This is a genomic window from Shewanella sp. Actino-trap-3 (assembly GCF_002836275.1).
Lineage (GTDB): Bacteria > Pseudomonadota > Gammaproteobacteria > Enterobacterales > Shewanellaceae > Shewanella > Shewanella psychromarinicola.
Genome location: NZ_PJCE01000001.1, coordinates 4,363,367 through 4,382,374 on the forward strand (window position 1 = coordinate 4,363,367; position 19,008 = coordinate 4,382,374).

At 43.3% G+C, this 19,008-nt stretch carries 15 protein-coding genes, 1 tRNA gene and 1 pseudogene; 11 read left to right on the top strand and 6 right to left on the bottom strand.

Features of this window, described 5'->3' with window-relative positions; translation table 11 throughout:
• The first annotated feature begins 17 nt into the window (after positions 1–17).
• The 5 genes and pseudogenes from gabD to CXF80_RS19145 all read left to right on the top strand — a co-directional run bounded on the left by gabD (position 18) and on the right by CXF80_RS19145 (position 4,831).
• The gene (gene gabD, locus CXF80_RS19125) at positions 18–1,466 is read left to right on the top strand and encodes an NADP-dependent succinate-semialdehyde dehydrogenase (protein ID WP_101034473.1); all 1,449 of its coding nucleotides are present in this window, start codon (positions 18–20) and stop codon (positions 1,464–1,466) included.
• Positions 1,467–1,477: 11 nt separating this feature from the next.
• The gene (gene gabT / locus CXF80_RS19130) at positions 1,478–2,752 is read left to right on the top strand and encodes a 4-aminobutyrate--2-oxoglutarate transaminase (protein WP_101034474.1); all 1,275 of its coding nucleotides are present in this window, start codon (positions 1,478–1,480) and stop codon (positions 2,750–2,752) included.
• A gap of 394 nt (positions 2,753–3,146) precedes the next feature.
• Positions 3,147–3,269, top strand: a pseudogene (locus tag CXF80_RS19135) (methyl-accepting chemotaxis protein); the annotation flags it as partial.
• 72 nt (positions 3,270–3,341) lie between these two features.
• A complete protein-coding gene (locus tag CXF80_RS19140) occupies positions 3,342–4,001 on the top strand; it encodes an RluA family pseudouridine synthase (protein WP_101034475.1) in 660 nt (219 codons plus the stop codon).
• 107 nt (positions 4,002–4,108) lie between these two features.
• The gene (locus tag CXF80_RS19145; protein ID WP_101034476.1) at positions 4,109–4,831 is read left to right on the top strand and encodes a DUF599 domain-containing protein; all 723 of its coding nucleotides are present in this window, start codon (positions 4,109–4,111) and stop codon (positions 4,829–4,831) included.
• A 67-nt stretch (positions 4,832–4,898) separates the two neighbouring features.
• Here CXF80_RS19145 and CXF80_RS19150 read toward each other — a convergent pair.
• Positions 4,899–4,975, bottom strand: a tRNA-Ile gene (locus CXF80_RS19150).
• 939 nt (positions 4,976–5,914) lie between these two features.
• Here CXF80_RS19150 and CXF80_RS19155 point away from each other — a divergent pair.
• The gene (locus tag CXF80_RS19155) at positions 5,915–8,755 is read left to right on the top strand and encodes an FAD-binding and (Fe-S)-binding domain-containing protein (protein WP_198554796.1); all 2,841 of its coding nucleotides are present in this window, start codon (positions 5,915–5,917) and stop codon (positions 8,753–8,755) included.
• 400 nt (positions 8,756–9,155) lie between these two features.
• On the opposite strand, the gene rpoD is transcribed toward CXF80_RS19155, so the two are convergent.
• From rpoD to rpsU, 4 genes are all read right to left on the bottom strand, one after another.
• Positions 9,156–10,976: an RNA polymerase sigma factor RpoD gene (rpoD, locus tag CXF80_RS19160; RefSeq protein ID WP_101034478.1), complete on the bottom strand. Its 1,821-nt coding sequence runs from the start codon at positions 10,974–10,976 to the stop codon at positions 9,156–9,158.
• A gap of 150 nt (positions 10,977–11,126) precedes the next feature.
• Positions 11,127–12,851, bottom strand: coding sequence for a DNA primase (gene dnaG / locus CXF80_RS19165; RefSeq protein ID WP_101034479.1), 1,725 nt, complete (start codon positions 12,849–12,851; stop codon positions 11,127–11,129).
• 89 nt (positions 12,852–12,940) lie between these two features.
• The gene (locus CXF80_RS19170) at positions 12,941–13,384 is read right to left on the bottom strand and encodes a GatB/YqeY domain-containing protein (protein ID WP_101034480.1); all 444 of its coding nucleotides are present in this window, start codon (positions 13,382–13,384) and stop codon (positions 12,941–12,943) included.
• Between the two features lie 7 nt (positions 13,385–13,391).
• Entirely contained in the window at positions 13,392–13,607 is a 216-nt protein-coding gene (rpsU, locus tag CXF80_RS19175; RefSeq protein WP_006080725.1) for a 30S ribosomal protein S21, read from the bottom strand.
• Between the two features lie 477 nt (positions 13,608–14,084).
• Between rpsU and tsaD the strand changes: the two genes are divergently transcribed.
• Complete coding sequence (gene tsaD / locus CXF80_RS19180; RefSeq protein WP_101034481.1) at positions 14,085–15,101, top strand: tRNA (adenosine(37)-N6)-threonylcarbamoyltransferase complex transferase subunit TsaD; 1,017 nt, start codon at positions 14,085–14,087, stop codon at positions 15,099–15,101.
• Between the two features lie 65 nt (positions 15,102–15,166).
• Here the strand turns inward: tsaD and plsY are convergent, their stop codons facing one another.
• On the bottom strand, positions 15,167–15,760 hold the full coding sequence (gene plsY, locus CXF80_RS19185) for a glycerol-3-phosphate 1-O-acyltransferase PlsY (protein ID WP_418895993.1): 594 nt from the start codon (positions 15,758–15,760) through the stop codon (positions 15,167–15,169).
• Positions 15,761–16,040: 280 nt separating this feature from the next.
• Here plsY and folB point away from each other — a divergent pair, with 280 nt between their 5' ends.
• From folB to CXF80_RS19205, 4 genes are all read left to right on the top strand, one after another.
• On the top strand, positions 16,041–16,394 hold the full coding sequence (gene folB, locus CXF80_RS19190; protein ID WP_101034483.1) for a dihydroneopterin aldolase: 354 nt from the start codon (positions 16,041–16,043) through the stop codon (positions 16,392–16,394).
• Positions 16,395–16,432: 38 nt separating this feature from the next.
• On the top strand, positions 16,433–16,960 hold the full coding sequence (gene folK / locus CXF80_RS19195; RefSeq protein WP_101034484.1) for a 2-amino-4-hydroxy-6-hydroxymethyldihydropteridine diphosphokinase: 528 nt from the start codon (positions 16,433–16,435) through the stop codon (positions 16,958–16,960).
• A gap of 23 nt (positions 16,961–16,983) precedes the next feature.
• Positions 16,984–17,784, top strand: coding sequence for an undecaprenyl-diphosphate phosphatase (locus CXF80_RS19200; protein ID WP_101034485.1), 801 nt, complete (start codon positions 16,984–16,986; stop codon positions 17,782–17,784).
• Between the two features lie 105 nt (positions 17,785–17,889).
• On the top strand, positions 17,890–18,732 hold the full coding sequence (locus CXF80_RS19205) for an SAM-dependent methyltransferase (protein ID WP_101034486.1): 843 nt from the start codon (positions 17,890–17,892) through the stop codon (positions 18,730–18,732).
• Positions 18,733–19,008: the final 276 nt, after the last annotated feature.

Below are 19,008 nucleotides of genomic sequence, written 5' to 3' on the forward strand. Positions count from 1 at the left end.
CAGTTTAGGAGAATATTGTGGAATTGAACGATCCAAGTTTATTACGTCAACAGTGCTACATTAATGGGCAATGGCGTAATGCCGATAATGGCCAAACTATTGCGATAGCCAATCCAGCAACCCATGAAGTCATTGGCCATGTCCCAGTGATGGGCAGTGCTGAAACGCTTGCGGCAATCGATGCTGCACAAGCAGCACTCCCTGCCTGGCGTGCATTAACGGCTAAAGATCGTGGCCAAAAGTTGCGTCGTTGGTTTGAGTTAATCCATCAACATAGCGATGACTTAGCGTTGTTGATGACCACAGAGCAAGGCAAACCGCTTGCTGAAGCTAAAGGTGAAGTAGGTTACGCAGCATCCTTTATTGAATGGTTTGCAGAAGAAGCCAAACGCATTTATGGCGTGACGATCCCTGGGCATCAAGCGGATAAACGCATTACGGTGATCAAACAACCTGTAGGGGTTACCGCGGCAATTACACCATGGAACTTTCCTGCGGCAATGATTACCCGTAAAGCGGCTCCAGCGCTGGCGGCGGGTTGTACTATGGTCGTGAAACCTGCGCCACAAACGCCGTTTACTGCACTGGCTTTAGCCGAACTAGCTGAACGTGCTGGTATTCCTGCCGGTGTATTGAGCGTGGTGACTGGTGACTCAATCGCCATTGGTAAAGCCATGTGTGAAAGCCCTATTGTGCGTAAGTTGTCGTTTACGGGCTCAACGCCAGTAGGCATTAAACTGATGGAGCAATGCGCTCCTACGTTAAAGAAATTGTCACTTGAACTGGGTGGTAATGCGCCATTTATTGTGTTCAACGATGCCGATATAAATGCCGCTGTTGAAGGCGCAATGATCGCCAAATATCGCAATGCCGGTCAAACCTGTGTCTGTGCGAATCGCATTTATGTGCAAGCGGGCGTTTATGATGAGTTTGCTAAACGTTTGGCCGTGGCGGTGACTCAGCTCAAAGTAGGTTTAGGTACCGATGCTGGCGTGACAACAGGGCCATTAATCAATGCAGATGCAGTGGCAAAGGTGCAGCGTCATTTAGATGATGCGGTAGCAAAAGGCGCGCAGATTATTGCCGGTGGCAAACCTCATGCTTTAGGTGGCTATTTCTTCGAGCCGACCATATTAACGGGCGTGAATCGTGAGATGTTAGTGGCAACCGAAGAAACCTTTGGTCCGTTGGCCCCCTTGTTTAAGTTTGATGAAGTGGATGATGTGATTAAGCAGGCTAATGACACTGAATTTGGCTTAGCGGCGTATTTTTATGGCCGTGATATTTCGCTAGTGTACAAGGTCGCTGAAGCTTTGGAATACGGCATGGTGGGGGTTAACACCGGATTGATCTCGACAGAAGTGGCGCCTTTTGGCGGCATTAAATCATCTGGATTAGGCCGCGAAGGGTCTAAGTTTGGTATCGAAGAGTACCTTGAAATGAAATATATCTGCATGTCAGTTTAAGAGAGCAGGCTATGACTAAAACAAATGATGGACTAATGGCACGGCGCCAAGCGGCAGTGGCACAAGGTGTAGGGCAAATTCACCCAATCTTTACTGAACGTGCTCAAAACGCCACAGTATGGGATGTTGAAGGTCGTGAATATATTGATTTTGCCGGTGGTATTGCGGTACTTAATACTGGCCATTTGCATCCTAAAGTTAAAGCGGCTGTGGCAGCACAGTTAGATGCATTTTCACATACTTGTTTTATGGTTTTGGGTTACGAAAGTTACATTAGCGTATGTGAAAAACTTAACCATTTAGTGCCGGGTGATTTTGCTAAAAAAACGGCCCTATTTACCAGTGGTTCAGAAGCGGTCGAAAACGCGGTTAAAGTCGCTCGTGCTTATACTAAACGTGCAGGCGTTATTGCGTTTACCTCGGGTTATCATGGTCGAACCATCGCTGCGCTAGCATTAACCGGCAAAGTGGCACCTTATAGTAAAGGCATGGGCTTGATGTCTGCTAATGTGTTTCGGGCTGAGTTTCCATGTGAAATGCATGGCGTGTCTGAAGATGATTCGATGGCATCAATTGAACGCATTTTTAAAAATGATGCCGAGCCTGCAGACATCGCCGCCATTATTTTAGAACCAGTGCAAGGTGAGGGTGGTTTTTACGCGGTTACACCATCATTTATGAAACGCTTACGTCAATTGTGCGACAACCATGGCATTGTATTGATTGCCGATGAAGTCCAAACCGGCGCGGGACGTACAGGTACCTTTTTTGCCATGGAGCAAATGGGCGTTGCTGCAGATATTACTACGTTTGCTAAGTCGATTGCCGGTGGTTTCCCACTGTCAGGTATTACCGGTAAAGCCGAAGTGATGGATGCCGTCACTGCCGGTGGTTTAGGTGGCACTTATGGTGGTAGTCCTATTGCTTGCGCTGCTGCATTAGCGGTGATCGAAGTGTTTGAAGAAGAGCAATTGCTTGCCAGAGCCAATCATGTTGGTGCCATGTTGAAGTCTGTTTTAGGCGATATGCAGGCTAAATACGCGCAGATTGCTGAAGTGCGTGGATTAGGTGCGATGATTGCTGTCGAGTTGATGGAAGATGGTGAGCCTGCGCCTCAGTACAGTGCTAAGATTTTAGCTGAAGCCCGTAACCGTGGACTGATTTTACTGTCTTGCGGCACTTACGGTAACGTTATCCGCGTATTGGTACCGTTAACGGCTCCTGATGAGCAAATCCATGCTGGGCTTGCCATTATGGATGCGACATTTAATAGTGTCTTCAATTAAATTTATCCTGATCTAGTCGTTTCGATAACATCCCGCATTAAGCGGGATTTTTTTTAATTCACGGTTTGGTTGAATATTGAAGGTTGTTGGCGATGGTTCACAACCACAAAGCATTAGGTCGGCAGATATTGCCAAACATACACGTGAGAGTGTTAATCGACAATATGGCAAAATTAAAAGTGTCGTCACCGCGGTCAATCAAATGAGTTCCAGCGCTTGAAGTGGCTAAAGCCTCTAAGCAAACTGTGATGGAAACGGCAATGGAAACAGTAATAAAAACAGTAATGAAAACATAGTCAATGACGGTCAATGTGAAAGAGGTCAGACGCGTCTAAGCCAAGCCATGGTGCTTGTTGAAGGTATGTCGACTGATTCGGCTCAAGCTCAATAAGCTGTGGGCATGGTATCCCACAGCAGCGCCAATATTAGCCGTATTGTAGAGGAGATTAGTGCTATTGCTGAGCAGACTAACCTATTAGCGTTAAACGCAGCTATTGAGGCTGCCAGAGCGGGAGAATAGTATCAAAGGTGGCTTATAGGCTACCTTTTCTATTATCATCTTGGCTTAGATAGTTATTACGAAGACATTATGGCCGAATTTATTGCTCCTCCCTGCGATGGGATCATTGAAGTATTATACCAAGATGAACATCTACTGCTGATCAATAAGCCGACAGGATTATTGAGTCTCTCAGGTAAAAATCCATTAAACAAAGATTCTGTACACTACCGTTTAGTGCAAGATCACCCCTCGGCAACGTTAGTGCACCGACTCGACTTCGGCACCTCTGGCATCATGCTGGTGGCACTCAATAAAGTGGTCAATGGATTATTAACTAAGCAGTTTCAGCAGCGCACTATTACCAAAAGCTATACCGCAGTGTTATATGGTGACTTGCTTAATGATTGCGGTGATATTGAATTACCGATAGCCAAAGACAGTGATCATTTCCCGTTAATGAAAATTTGCCACGACAGCGGCAAACCGGCTCACAGTCAATACCAAGTTATTGAGCGACATCAACAAGGATTATCGACGCGGGTGACATTTACCCCAATCACAGGGCGAACCCATCAATTACGTTTACACAGTCAACAAATTGGACATCCTATTTTAGGTTGTGATTTGTACCATAATGAACATTCGCAGCAGATGTCGAGCAGATTGATGTTACATGCCAATGGATTATCGTTTACCCATCCCATGACGGAACAACGGATTAATGCTGTTTGTCCAAGTCCATTTTAACGAGTTAGCTATTTAGTTATTTGGCTCTTTAGATAACAAACTGATTTGAGCCTGATGATAACTGATGCATAATCTATCTATTTTTCTTCTTACATAGGTGAATCAGCATGGTGATTTCATGGTTAGATGCGCTGGCCTTGACGGTATTTTTAGTCAGTTGGTTAGGCTATACCAGTTTTGCTCGTCGTAAAGCAAAAACCACCAATTGCATAGCGCGAGTGATGCATCAACAACGTATTCATTGGATGTCACAGGTGATTGCCAAAGAAATACGCGTGGCTGAAGCGGCGTTATTAGCTAATTTAGAACGTAACATTGCCTTTTTTGCTTCTACAACCTTACTGATACTTGCCGGGGTATTAACGCTTTTTTCTCAAGTTGAAAAGCTTGAAATCGTGATTGGTTCTATTCCCTTTACTGCATCACCTAACCATGCTCTGGTACAAGTCAAACTGGCTCTTTTAGCTGGGATTTTTGTGTTGGCTTTTTTCCAATTTACTTGGTCCATGCGTCAATATGGTTTTGTGAATATTATGATTGGTGCTGCACCACTGGATAAAACCGGTACCGATAAAAATATGCTCGGCTATGCAAGGCAAATGGCGGTCGTACAAGATCAAGCTGCCCATTCATATAATTACGGCTTAAGGTCTTATTACTTCGCGATGGCGGCATTGTGTTGGTTCCTGCATCCGTTAGCGTTTATCTTTGCTAACTTATTTGTGGTGTATACCTTGTATCAACGGGAGTTTAATTCCCGCGCGGTGCAAGCTATTACTCTTGCTCAAGCACATTTAGAGCAAGACCCAGCGTATAGGGTGAATGATTAAAGCGGAGTTTCAACGAATTTCAGACACAAAAAAGCCCATTAATTCAATGGGCTTTTTTGTTGTAAATTGGTGGCCCCTCCCAGACTCGAACTGGGGACCTGACGATTATGAGTCGTATGCTCTAACCAACTGAGCTAAGGGGCCGACTTAAGATAGTCGTCACTATCGAAAGCGTGTGCAGTATACGAAGTTTATTTGTGGTTGTCACCTCTGATTTTGCAAGAATTCTGTTGAAATGATTCAACTGGTTATCTGTTAATCAGTGCAACTAAATATCAAATAAAATTCTGGCAGATATTGGTCGCAGTTTAAGATGAAATAAATACTTTGATCACAGTTGTGGCTAATGATTTTTTTTAGTCGAAAAATAACGGGTTAGTGATTATGTCATTCCTTATGGATCTCGGGTGTGAGTGAGTCTATAAAGTCAGTCCCAAATGAGAACTATCCTCAATGACAGCTGTTCGGCGCAATGCTGCGAAAAAAGACAATACCCCTTCAATTAAGTGATGCTATAACGCATGTTTTTGCATGTTCTGTGACGACGATGTGCGTGCTGGGTTTTGCTTTGTTAGGTTTTGTGATCATGCGGGTCGATGGTGTTTTAAGATGCGGGTGTCGCTCACGTTAATCGTGCAAATTTCGAGCTGATTTAAAGGTTGAGACTAAGGTCTTAAGTATTTGCAGTATCTTGCGTTTATCTCTGTTAAAAAGGTAGTCAAGGTGTGATTGCGTCAGTCTGTAAACCCATGTACTGCCCCATAATAATGTCTTCTTAAATAGCGAGAATGGTTATGGATGCAAGTGACAATTATTTTTATTGTTTTTAGACGAAAAATTGGCTTGAGCTTGAAATCAAGGTAACAACAAAACAAGCACGAGTGTAGATTTGCGGTCTTAAATAGTGTGGGAATAAATGCTTGCATGATATCAGTAGAAATGAACATGCGGGAACGTCTGACCAAAAGCTCATCTTGGTTATGTCGAGGTCATCAAGTTTGATGCGTAGTCGGCATAAAGTTTTTTAGATGGGGTCTACTAGGACTCTGTTCACATAGAGATGACATGAATGGGGATACACACATGTTGCAATCTAATTTGAAAGTGCTTGCAGATAAGCTAGGCCAACTCCTTGAGCCTTCAAGAGTCAATACCGATTACATACGCCGCGTGGCATGGGGTACAGACGCTTCTTTCTACCAAAAACGTCCACAAATGGTAGTCCACACTAAAGATGAAGCTGAGGCGTCAAAAGTCTTGGCGCAATGTTATCAGAGCTCTACTCCTGTGACATTTAGAGCCGCAGGTACAGCGCTTTGTGGTCAGGCGATTTCTGATTCAGTTCTGATGGTCGCAGGTCTTCATTGGAATAATTTTAAGGTGTTAGAGGGCGGCAAGAAGGTACAAATGCAGCCCGGAGTGATTGGCTCTAGACTTAATGGTGCACTGGCACCTCTGGGATGGAAGTTTGGTCCCGATCCGGCCACGATTGCCTCGGCGATGGCCGGTGGTATTGTGGCTAATAATGCTTCTGGTATGAACTGTGGTACGCACCATAACTCTTATCAGTTAATTGACTCTGCTCGAATTATATTTGCTGATGGTTCGATTTTAGACACCGCAAGCAAGCAAAGTCGTCAAGTGTTTAAAAAACATCACCCTGAGATGATCAAAGGCATTGAAGCCATTCGTGACGAAATCATGGCTGATAAAGAATTAGTTAGTCGTATCAAGCGTAAGTACTCGATTAAAAACGTGACTGGCTTTGGTATGAATTCATTTGTAGATCATCAAGACCCTATCGACATTATCTTACACTTGATGGTTGGCTCGGAAGGTGCGCTCGGCTTCTTATCAGAAATCACCATGAAAAGTGTGGTGAAAAACAAATTCTCTGCGTCGTCTATGGTTTATTTCGATTCACTTCGCGGTGCTTGTGAGGCGATTGTTGAGCTGCGACGAGATGCCTTCAAAGAGACCAACGCGGCGGAGTTGTTAGATAACTTCGCTCTGAAAGCTGTTGCCCAGTCTAAGTATGAAACACCAGACTTCTTAAACAATGTGCACAAAGATGTGACGGCCGTATTATTCGAGACCTTTGGCGATAACCAAAAGCAGATCGATGCCAATGTTGCTAAAATGTCAGCGATTATGGCAAAACATGGTTTGTATCATGACGTCGAGTTCACCCAAGATCCTGCTGTAATTACCAATATGTGGGCTATTCGTAAGGCGATTTTCCCGCTCGCAGGTTCAATGCGTCCGGTCGGCACGTCTTGTATTATCGAAGATATAGCCTTCCCAATTGAAGTGTTGCCGCAGGCAACCATAGATTTACAAAACTTATCTTTTGCCCATGGTTATGATGATGCGGTGATTTATGGTCACGCACTTGAAGGTAACTATCACGTTATCTTCGCACAAGACTTCTCCTCTAAAGCTGAAGTGGATCGTTTCGAAGGCTTTATGCAAGGGATGTGTGATCTTGTTGTGGGATATGACGGCTCGCTTAAGGCAGAGCATGGCACCGGATTTGGTATGGCTGCCTTCGTTGAAAAAGAATGGGGCACAGCAGTCTATGACTTGATGAAGCGAGTCAAGAATACGCTTGATCCAAACGGTATTTTAAACCCTGGCGTCATCATTAATGACGACCCACTTTGCCATGCTAAAGGCTTTAAGCCTATGCCAGCAGTGCATAGTATTGTGGATAAATGTATTGAGTGTGGATTTTGTGAACCGCATTGTGTGGCTCATGGTTTAACCCTGTCTCCACGCCAACGTACCGCCGTTGCGCGCGTGATGAAAACGCTAGAAGCCACGGGCAACGAGCCTGATGTCTTGGCGGCGCTGAAAAAGGACTATCCTTACTTTGCTATTGACACCTGTGCTGCAGATGGCCTGTGTAAGCTAGGTTGTCCAATGGCGATTGATACCGGTAAATATATGAAGGTATTGCGAGCCGAAGGGGCCAGCAATATGGATAAGAAAATTTCTGATTTCACTGCCGATCGTTTTGGCACTATGGAATCGGTCGCTCGATTTGCTTTAGGTGCCACCGATATTACCCGTAAAGTGATTGGCGAGTCTGGTATGGGCGCTATAACCAAAATCGTGCGTAAAGTTATGCCAGGTATGCCGGTGCCGTTATGGACTGAAGGGATGCCGACACGAGGCAAAGCCTTGCCAACTCGCAAAACCAATGGTGACATGAAAGCCGTGTACTTCCCTGCATGTTTGAACCGCATGATGGGCACTAGTGCTAAACATGACGATCAGCGCTCTTTACCCGAAACCATCGTGAGCCTATTTGAAAAGGCCAATATTGAGATAATTCTAGGTGAGAAAACCAAAGGTTTATGCTGTGGGCAACCTTGGGAGTCTTATGGTCATGATGATGCGGCCGACCGTAAGTCTGATGAACTCTCGGTGTGGTTGTTAAAAGCCTCTAATAATGGTGAGTATCCTATCCTAGTGGCAACCACTGCTTGTCTTGAGCGGATGCGCCGTGCTTGTGATAGCCGTTTGCAGATGTATGGCCCTGAAGAGTTTGCTTTTGAATTCATGGTTGACCGTATGCAAATAAACAAAGTTGTTGAAAAAGTAGCTGTTCACCCAACCTGTACCACGCGTAAGCTCGGTATGGCAGGCAAATTAACTGAACTTGCCAAGCTTTGCGCCACTGAAGTAGTGGTGCCAGAGAATGTAGGTTGTTGTGGTATGGCGGGCAACCGCGGTATGAATTACCCTGAGCTTAATGAACATGGACTTCGTCGTTTAAAAGAAGAGACCAAAGATAAAGGTTGTACCCATGGTTACTCAGTCTCTGCAACCTGTGATGTTGGTTTAACGACGCACTCGGGTATTCCATATAAAAACATCTTAACGCTTCTTGATAAAGCAGCGAGCAGAAAACAGCAATAAACCGCTGATTTCATCCTTGATTAGCCCACGCAATAGCGTGGGCTTTTTTTATCTTAAGTTTGCAGGAACAATTGAATTATTATCGCTCAAGTCACTTGACGGTCTCATCGATGGCATGTGTTGACCAACATGAACTAATGCGGATAGTTTTTCTAAAATATCATCGCTCAAGTCACTTGACTATCTGATTGATGGCATGCTTTGACCAACATGAACTAATGCGGATAGTTTTTTTAAAATGTCATCAAGAGAGTGTTGTGAAGGCTATATCTTTGCATGGGCATAGGCATGAGCATTTAGGCCTAATCTGATAAGTCATTGTGCCGCGTAGATTAGAATGCAAATAAAAAAACCCAGCGTATGCTGGGTTTTCATGATCATAGAAGACTAAACCGTCAGTTTACTCGTCTAGGAAAGACTTTAATATTTCAGAGCGAGAAGGGTGACGTAACTTACGTAACGCTTTGGCTTCAATTTGACGAATACGTTCACGTGTTACATCAAATTGCTTACCCACTTCTTCTAAGGTGTGGTCTGTATTCATATCGATACCAAAACGCATACGCAGTACTTTTGCTTCACGAGCGGTTAGGCCTGCTAAGACTTCGTGTGTGGCGTTCTTAAGACTTTCGCTAGTTGCTGAGTCTAGTGGTAACTCCAGGGTCGTGTCCTCGATAAAATCACCCAGATGCGAATCTTCATCGTCACCGATTGGGGTTTCCATTGAGATTGGCTCTTTAGCAATTTTCAGTACCTTACGAATTTTATCTTCAGGCATCATCATACGTTCTGCTAATTCTTCAGGAGACGGCTCTCGGCCCATTTCTTGAAGCATTTGACGAGAAATACGGTTTAACTTGTTGATCGTTTCGATCATGTGTACTGGAATACGAATAGTACGTGCTTGGTCAGCAATTGAACGGGTGATTGCCTGACGGATCCACCACGTTGCATACGTCGAAAACTTATAACCACGACGGTATTCGAACTTATCTACGGCCTTCATCAAACCAATGTTACCTTCTTGGATTAAATCCAAGAACTGTAAACCACGGTTGGTGTACTTTTTGGCAATAGAAATAACCAAACGTAAGTTAGCTTCAACCATTTCTTTTTTCGCACGACGAGCTTTAGCTTCACCGATAGACATGCGACGGTTAATGTCTTTAATGCCTGCGATGGTTAAGTCGGTTTCGACTTCAATAGCCCCCAACTTTGTCACACAACGCGTTACGTCATCGGTGATCATCCGCAAACCTTCAGCATAAGGCTTGGTGCTGGCTTTTTCTTTGTTAAACCAATCTAAGTTTGTTTCATTGCCGGTGAATGCTTTAATAAAGTTTTTCTTTGGCATCTTAGCTTGTTCAACACTAAGCTTAATGACTAAACGTTCTTGAATTCGTACGCGATCCATCATGCTGCGCATGCTTTTGACTAAACGGTCAAATTGTTTAGGGATTAAGCGGAATTCTTTGAATAATTCACCGATAACAAATAATGAGCCTATCGCTTCAGGATGATCACGGCCTTTTTCAGCAATAATACCTAAGCTTTTTTCGTAGGCTTCTCTGAGTTGAGTGAATTTTTCTTTGGCTTGTTCAGGATCAGGCCCTTTGTTGCCTTCTTCCTCTTCATCATCGTCGTCATCATCATCTTTTTTATTGTCAGCCAATTCAGAACCAACATTGGTGGCAGTAGGTGCGACGTCATCGTCGTCAGGATTGATAAATCCAGAGATAATATCAGACAAGCGCAATTCTTCAGCTTCATACTTATCGAATTGCTCTAAGATCATTGCGATCGCTTGAGGGTATTCACTGACAGAACTCTGTACAGTGTTAATACCTTCTTCAATACGTTTAGCAATAACAATTTCGCCTTCGCGGGTAAGTAGCTCTACCGTGCCCATTTCGCGCATGTACATGCGGACAGGATCTGTGGTTCGGCCTAACTCACTTTCTACGGTTGCGAGAGCTGCCGCTGCTTCTTCTGCAGCATCTTCGTCTGTGTTGTCTTCCGACATCATCATGTCATCGGCATCTGGCGCTTGTTCAAAAACGCGGATACCCATGTCATTTATCATCTGGATAATATCTTCAATCTGATCGGAATCGACCATGTCTGCAGGTAAGTGGTCGTTCACTTCTGCATAGGTTAAGTAACCTTGCTCTTTACCTTTAGCGAGCAACAGTTTAAGTTGCGACTGCGGAGTGTGATCCATAGATATCATCCAATTTTGGGTAACTGTTAAAACGATAGGCCAGTTAGCTTTACTAAGTGGCGCGCAAATCGTCAATTATAGCTGTATGGGCTAACCTTAGCTAGTCCATGGCAATGTTTGTACGCACATTCTTGACGAATAAATTGCGTATTACTTCGCTATGCCTTTCATTATCGAAATCAGCTTTTTTAGCTGCATTTTTTCAACTTTCGTTAAAGCCTGTTTGAGACTCAATTCCTGATATCGTTGTTCAATATATTGGTTGTTTAACCAAATCAGGGTTTGCTTAAACTCTGGCAATACGTTTTCATCCGCCACTTGATGTTCCCATTGGGCTAGCTTAATTAGAGTGCTTTTTTTCTGATGCTCTCTATGCATTTCAAGTAGTTGTGCGCTGTTTAACGTTTGCTCTCGAGTTATATCTAACAAATGATTTAGCAATTCTATGCCGGTCATTTGTAATCGATCTAGTGCTGGCTGTTTTGCCAAACCAAAGCCTAAACTTGGGTTTTGGATCAGGAGGCCAATAGCCAATCTTAATGGCGTGCCACGACCTTGTAAGCCTTTCGCATTTAATGGTTTCTGTTTTGCAGAAAAACCTAACTTCTTTTTCAAGTCATCGGCACTGTTCATGCCTAACTTGTGTGCCAGATTTTCTAGCAATAAATTTTGTAGGACGGTATCTTGTACCTTTTCAATTAGCGAGATTGCTTGCTTGGCTAATGCCCCTTTATCTGTCCCGTGGTTAGCACTTAATGTGTCAAACAAAAACTCGGGTAGTAACATGGCTTTCTGCATTAAGGCTTCAAATGCTTCTTTACCAATTTTGCGGACCATAGTGTCTGGGTCTTCACCTTGCGGTAGAAACATAAACTTGACTTGATCACCCGGTTTTAACAGTGGCAATGCTGTTTCGAGTGCACGCCAAGCAGCTTCGCGGCCTGCACGGTCGCCGTCATAACAACAGACCACCTGTTTTGCACTACGCACTAAAAGCTGAAATTGTTCAGCAGTAGTCGAAGTCCCTAAAGATGCAACCGCATAATCAACCCCAAATTGGGCGAGTGCGACGACATCCATATATCCTTCAACAATTAACACATGCTGTGGATCACGGTGTTTTTGCTTTAGCTCATATAAACCATAAAGTTCATTACCCTTATGAAATATGGGCGTTTCTGGCGAATTCAAGTACTTTGGGGTTCCGTCACCCAAAACTCTACCGCCAAATCCCACAACACGACCGCGACGATCGCGTATTGGGAACATTAATCTGTCGCGAAAACGGTCATAGCGTTTACCGCTATCATTGGCAATAAGCATGCCTGCTGTCAGTAATTTATCTTGGGCGGGCAAATTTTGCCGGTAACGACCCAATAAACCATCCCAACCATCGGGGGCAAACCCGATACCAAATTGTTCAACAACGTCATTTGATAAACCTCTGAACTCTAGGTAATCAACAACTTTTTGTTTGTCTGTATGCTGCCTAAGTTGGCTTTGATAGAAGAGATTGGCTTCTTCCATCAGTTCATATAAATCGCGACTTAATCCTTGGTCGGGTCTTTTCCCTGTGCCTTGCTCCCGTGGTACGGCAAGACCAAGTTGACCTGCAAGCTCTTCAATGGCGTCAATAAATTCTAGTCGATCATATTCCATGACAAAATCAATGGCATTGCCATGAACACCGCAACCAAAACAATGATAAAACTGTTTATCTCTGCTAACGGTAAAAGAGGGTGATTTTTCGCTATGAAAAGGGCAGCAAGCCGAGTGATTCTTACCGGCTTTTTTCAACGGGACTTTACGATCAATTAGATCGACTATGTCTATTCGAGCTATTAGCTCATTGATAAAATCACGAGGTATCGCCATTGATTGCTGTTGTTCTCGAATTTACTTTATCAACTGATTAAAACAAACAAGCCGTGCAAGTGCACGGCTTATTCAACATTAAAACTTGATTACTTCAATTTAGCGCGGATCATTGTACCAATGGCACTCATATCTGCACGGCCTTGAACTTTAGATTTTAATGCTCCCATTACTTTACCCATATCCGCCATGGATGCCGCACCAACGTCAATGATCGTTGCATCGATAATCGCTGCAACTTCATCTTCGGTTAGCGGCGTAGGCAAAAAGTCTTCGATAACTCGAATTTGTTCTGCTTCTGCTGCGGCCAACTCCGGACGATTCGCGGCTTCATATTGAGCAATCGAATCTCGGCGTTGTTTTACCATTTTGGTTAATACAGCTATTGTCTGCTCATCAGTCAGAGTTTCGCGGGTATCCACTTCAATCTGCTTGATGGCAGAAAGCGCCATACGAATTGTTCCTAAGCGCACTTTTTCTTTAGCACGCATAGCATCTTTCATTTGGTCTTTTAGCTGATCGGTTAAGTTCATAATGAGATTAATATAAACGTACGCGACGTGCGTTTTCGCGAGAAAGCTTCTTTGCTAGACGCTTAACTGCAGCTGCTTTTGCACGCTTACGGGCAGTAGTAGGCTTCTCGTAGAATTCACGAGCACGCACGTCAGCTAGAATTCCAGCTTTTTCACAAGAGCGCTTGAAACGACGAAGAGCTACGTCGAATGGTTCGTTTTCACGTACTTTAATTATTGGCATACGCCATCACCCCTTAGGTGTAGTTATGCTGGATGACTAAATCGACTAAACATTTTTAGTGAGTTAGCTCAAACCAAAGGCTATTCAAAATGGTGCGGAATTTTACACCGAGCGACGACCATTTGTAAACCCCTGATTGATTTTCTCTTTAGCTAAGGTGTAACAGTTTCATTTTTAAGATTTTATAAAACGTTATTGGCTTAAATAGCCTCCACTGGAGATAACAAATGCATATCATACAGCCGTTTGCGCCGATAGAGGTCTTGAATCTACTGGCTGTAGACTTGCTATTGACGCATAAATTCGTCTTGTTATCAGACTAAAATTCAAGTTTGAGATCAAAATAGTCAATGTTAGCTCATTCAAAACAGTTTGTTGATCTCAAATCCCGAGTTGAGATCAAATACTGAAACATTGGAGTATTTACGCTGAGACGGGTAGAATTAGCGTCCATATTTTTAATGAAGACGAGAGATTATGCGGGTTATCGGTATTGAGACATCTTGTGACGAGACTGGGGTTGCAGTCTATGACGATAAATTGGGCCTGTTGTCAGATGTGCTATATAGCCAAGTTAAATTGCACGCCGATTACGGTGGTGTTGTGCCTGAGCTTGCCTCTCGTGATCATGTTCGTAAAATTGTGCCATTAATTAAACAGGCTTTATCCGAAGCAAATTCGAGTGTAGATGATATCGATGGTGTGGCGTACACCAAGGGGCCTGGGTTAATGGGTGCATTGCTTGTTGGGGCTTGTGTGGGGCGTTCGTTGGCCTATGCGTGGAACAAGCCGGCAATCGGTGTACATCATATGGAAGGGCATTTATTAGCGCCCATGCTGGAAGATAACGCTCCAGAATTTCCTTTTTTAGCCTTATTAGTGTCTGGCGGCCATTCAATGCTAGTACAAGTTGAAGGCATTGGCCGGTATCAAGTGTTAGGTGAATCTCTTGATGATGCTGCAGGCGAAGCTTTCGATAAGACCGCCAAGCTAATGGGTTTAGATTATCCGGGTGGTCCACGGTTAGCTAAATTAGCCCAAAAAGGCTTGCCTGCAGGGTATAAATTTCCGCGTCCGATGACGGATAGACCAGGATTAGATTTTAGTTTTTCTGGTTTAAAAACATTTACGGCAAATACAATAGCTAAAGAGCCTGATGATGAACAGACACGTGCTAATATTGCTCGTGCATTTGAAGAAGCCGTTGTTGATACCCTAGCCATAAAATGTAAACGTGCCTTGAAACAGACGGGTTATACCCGTTTGGTGATTGCTGGTGGTGTGAGTGCTAATACGCGCTTACGAGAGTCATTGGCTGAGATGATGACTAGTTTAGGCGGTCAAGTGTATTATCCTCGTGGGAAGTTTTGTACCGACAATGGTGCGATGATTGCTTATGCTGGATTACAACGGTTACGTGCTGGACATATAGAAGAACTTGCTGTTAAAGGTCAACCTCGTTGGCCTTTGGATACGTTACCTGCGGTTGATTAACCGATAAGTTTATGCGACTGATTTAAATGATTGTTCTGATCTTCAAATCCATAGAAAACCTAATACTAGTTGGTATTGGGTTTTTTTATAGCTTTTTTTCGTGAGACTTTGCTTTCTTCACCATGACGTAAACGGCCAATATTGTCTTTGTGGCGGATTAAAATCAGGGTTGACAACATGGCGACCGGAAGAATAAAGCGTTCGTCTAACCACCAAGTATACAAGGGAGCTAAGGTGGCAGTTGCCATTGCTGCAACAGACGAATAACGTGTTAAAAGCAAAAATACAATCCAAGTCAGGATTAGGCATATTGCTAAATCACCACCAATGGGCGCCATCGCACCAAAGGCTGTCGCAACACCTTTACCCCCTTTGAAGCCAAAAAATATCGGCAATATATGCCCTAAGCAGGCGCTGACAGCAATAAAACCTAATGATACGGCATCAAGTCCCATTTTGTAGCCCAGATAAGAAGGCAGAGCGCCTTTGAGCATATCGAAAAAAAGTACCATAGCAGCAGAACTTACTCCACCAATGCGTAGCACATTAGTGGCACCGGGATTGCCTGAACCGCTGGTTCTTGGATCGGGTAAACCTCTTATTTTACAAACCAGTACGGCACTTGAGATCGAACCCGCTAGGTAGGCGGCAATGATCATCAAAATGGTGACGGTAACGGCGTTCAAATTGGTTTCCTTACTCTTCTTAGGGTATCATCGCGCATTCATTTGCAAGACAAGTGATTTTCAGTAACCACTAAAGCCGCCTTTGCGTTAACATTAAAGATTTGATTGATGTTAATTGCATAATAGCGCCTATCCTACTGCGTTAACTCATTAGGAAAAAGCTTAAATGTGGATTATTAAGCATATAATCGGTAATAAAGTTTGTTTAGAGTGATCTTGTGGTTTTTTTGCGTCGATTAAGGTAGGGATTTATATGGATAAAGTACTCATCCGTCAGTTAGCGATAGAGACCATTATTGGTATCTATGAGTGGGAAAAAAAACTTCATCAAACATTACTCATCGATTTAGATATGGCGTGGGATAATCGTCTTGCGGCTGCCAGTGATAATTACCAACATGCATTGTGTTATGAAACGGTATCAAATCGTTTAACGACATTAATTACTGAAAATCCGATTGATCTGATTGAAACGGTTGCCGAAATGATCGCCCATTGCTTGCAAGATGAATTTAATGTGCCGTGGGTTAAAGTCGTGGTGATGAAACCTGGGGCAATACCCCATGCCGTTTCTGTCGGTGTTGAGATTGAACGCGGCAGCATTTAAGTCTTATTTCTTTTTATTGTTTAGCATTAGGTCAGTCAATGGCACGTATTTACATTAGCTTAGGCACGAATATTTCGCCTGCGCAACATCTTAGAGCTGGTTTGGTTGATTTACAGAAACATTTTGGCCCGTTACAGTTATCGCGCGTTTTTGAGAGTGAATCGGTAGGATTTAAAGGCACTAATTTTTTAAATATGGTGGCGGCCGCCGATACCGAGTTATCGATTACAGAGGTTGTGGCAACATTTAAACAAATTGAACAAGATAACGGCCGTATTAGAGGCGAGAAAAAATTTAGCCCAAGAAGTCTTGATATTGACTTGTTGCTGTATGACGATGTTATTTGTGAAATCCCCGTTGAATTACCCCGAGGCGAAATTTTGTTTAATGCGTTTGTATTATGGCCTTTGGCAGAGTTAGTTCCTAACTTATGTCATCCGGTGACGTTACAAACCTATCAAATACTTTGGCAACATTACGATAAACAGTGTCAGCAATTATGGCCTATCGCATTTGAGTTCCCAGCAGAATTATTAGCGACTAATCCGTTAATAATTACTCGATAAGTTAATTTCTAACAAGGACAAATATGGAAACGTTTCAAGTTATTCTGCTGGCATTAATTCAAGGGCTTACAGAGTTTTTGCCGATTTCTAGCTCGGCACATTTAATTTTACCATCACAAATTTTAGGTTGGGCAGATCAAGGTTTATCATTTGATGTTGCGGTCAATACAGGCTCTTTATTTGCGGTGATTATTTATTTCCGTTACGAGATTATCGCACTGGCTAAGGCATGGTTTACCAGCTTAGCCAGCAAGCAACAAACTCAAGAAAGTAAACTGGCGTGGTGGATTATTTTGGCTACTATCCCGGCTGTGATTGTGGGATTTACCGCAAAAGAATTTATTGAAACGCATTTTAGAAATACCTTGGTTATCGCGATAACCACCATTTTCTTTGGCTTACTGTTGTGGCTAGCCGATAGAATGTCAAAAGCCCAGTTAAGTGAATTTCAAATGGGTTGGAAAAAGGCGCTATTAATTGGTATTGCTCAAGCAATGGCATTAATTCCAGGTACTTCACGTTCTGGTGCCACGATGACGGCAGCACTGATGTTAGGCTTGACGCGTGAAGCTGCTGCTCGATTTTCATTTCTCATGTCTGTACCCGTGAGCTTTGGAGCAGCATTACTGGTGACTAAAGACTTAGTCAGTAGTCCAGATCCGATTGATTATCAAGCACTTGGTTTAGGGATTGTCGTATCATTTTTTGCTGCGTACTTATGTATCCATTTCTTTTTAAAGTTTATTAGCAAAATAGGTATGACACCGTTTGTGTTATATCGTCTTGCGCTTGGTGCAGTGTTGCTTGGATTGCTCTATATTTAAGATAAACACTTAAGCGACGTTTTTTTGCATCGCGGGTAGTCTTACCATACTAGGTATTTCTACCCGTTTTGTTTTACTCTCTTTCAATTAACTATCAGTGTAATTATGACTTTATCTTTATTATGTCCAGAGTGTTCGGCTTCACTAAAGCAACATCAAGCTTCATCGGGATTTTATTGTGAGAACAAACATCATTTTGATAAAAACCCTAAGGGCTACTGGCCACTGCTGAACAACACTAAGGCCAAAACTAAGCCAAAAGTGGAGTCTCGCCAGCAAATGCGTGGGCGACATTTTTTATTGGAATCAGGTTTGTTTGCACCGCTAATTAAACAACTTCAAACTGTGTTATTAGACTTGTGTGCAGCACGTGGCGAAACTCAGCTACAGCATATCGATTACCAATGTGCTGATGGTTATTATTTGCGCCAGCTTGTGCCTGCGTTAGCTCAAGCAAATGTATTATGTGAGCACTGGGGTATTACCGATGCTGAAAATGCTATCTTTGCAGCCGCTAAAGCTGAAACCCCGGCTAACTTATTATTGTTGGCACTAAAGAAATTACCTTTTGAATCACAATCTATCGATATTGTGACGGTACTTGACTCACCCTTGAAGGGTAAAGAATGTATTCGTATTTTAAAAGATGATGGTCGTATTGTGTTATTGCAGCCAGGTATTCGCCATTTATGGCAAATCAAGCAACAAGTGTATCCTGATTTAGTGGAAAAAACACTGCAGCTTAATTTACCCAATGATGTTGAAATTGATGCGCAACAACAGGTGACATTTACGCAGTCGGTGACCGGTGAGCAAGCAATAACATTACTCGACATGTCAGTATTTGGTTGGCGCGCGAATGATCAGCTAAAGCATCAAATTAAATCGACTGCCATTTCGGATTTAGAGTTTGATTGGCAGATTATAACGCTCAAGAAACGCTTATAAAAATGGCAAAATAGATAACAAGCGTGAAAGCTGATGGAAAACGATGACAAGCGATGACAAGCGATAAGGACGACAATGCGGTGAGAGCGTTAAAGCCTAAGGGCTAGGGCGCTTCGCGGCTAGATGCTATAAGAGCTAAGAAGGGTTGCGGGTATTCTGCGATGACAAGCGATAACGAGCGGTGAGAGCGTTTACAAGCCTAGGGGCTAGGGCGCTTCGCTGCTAGATGCTATAAGAGCTAATGCTAGGATTGAACGCTGTGTTAATGGTCAATCC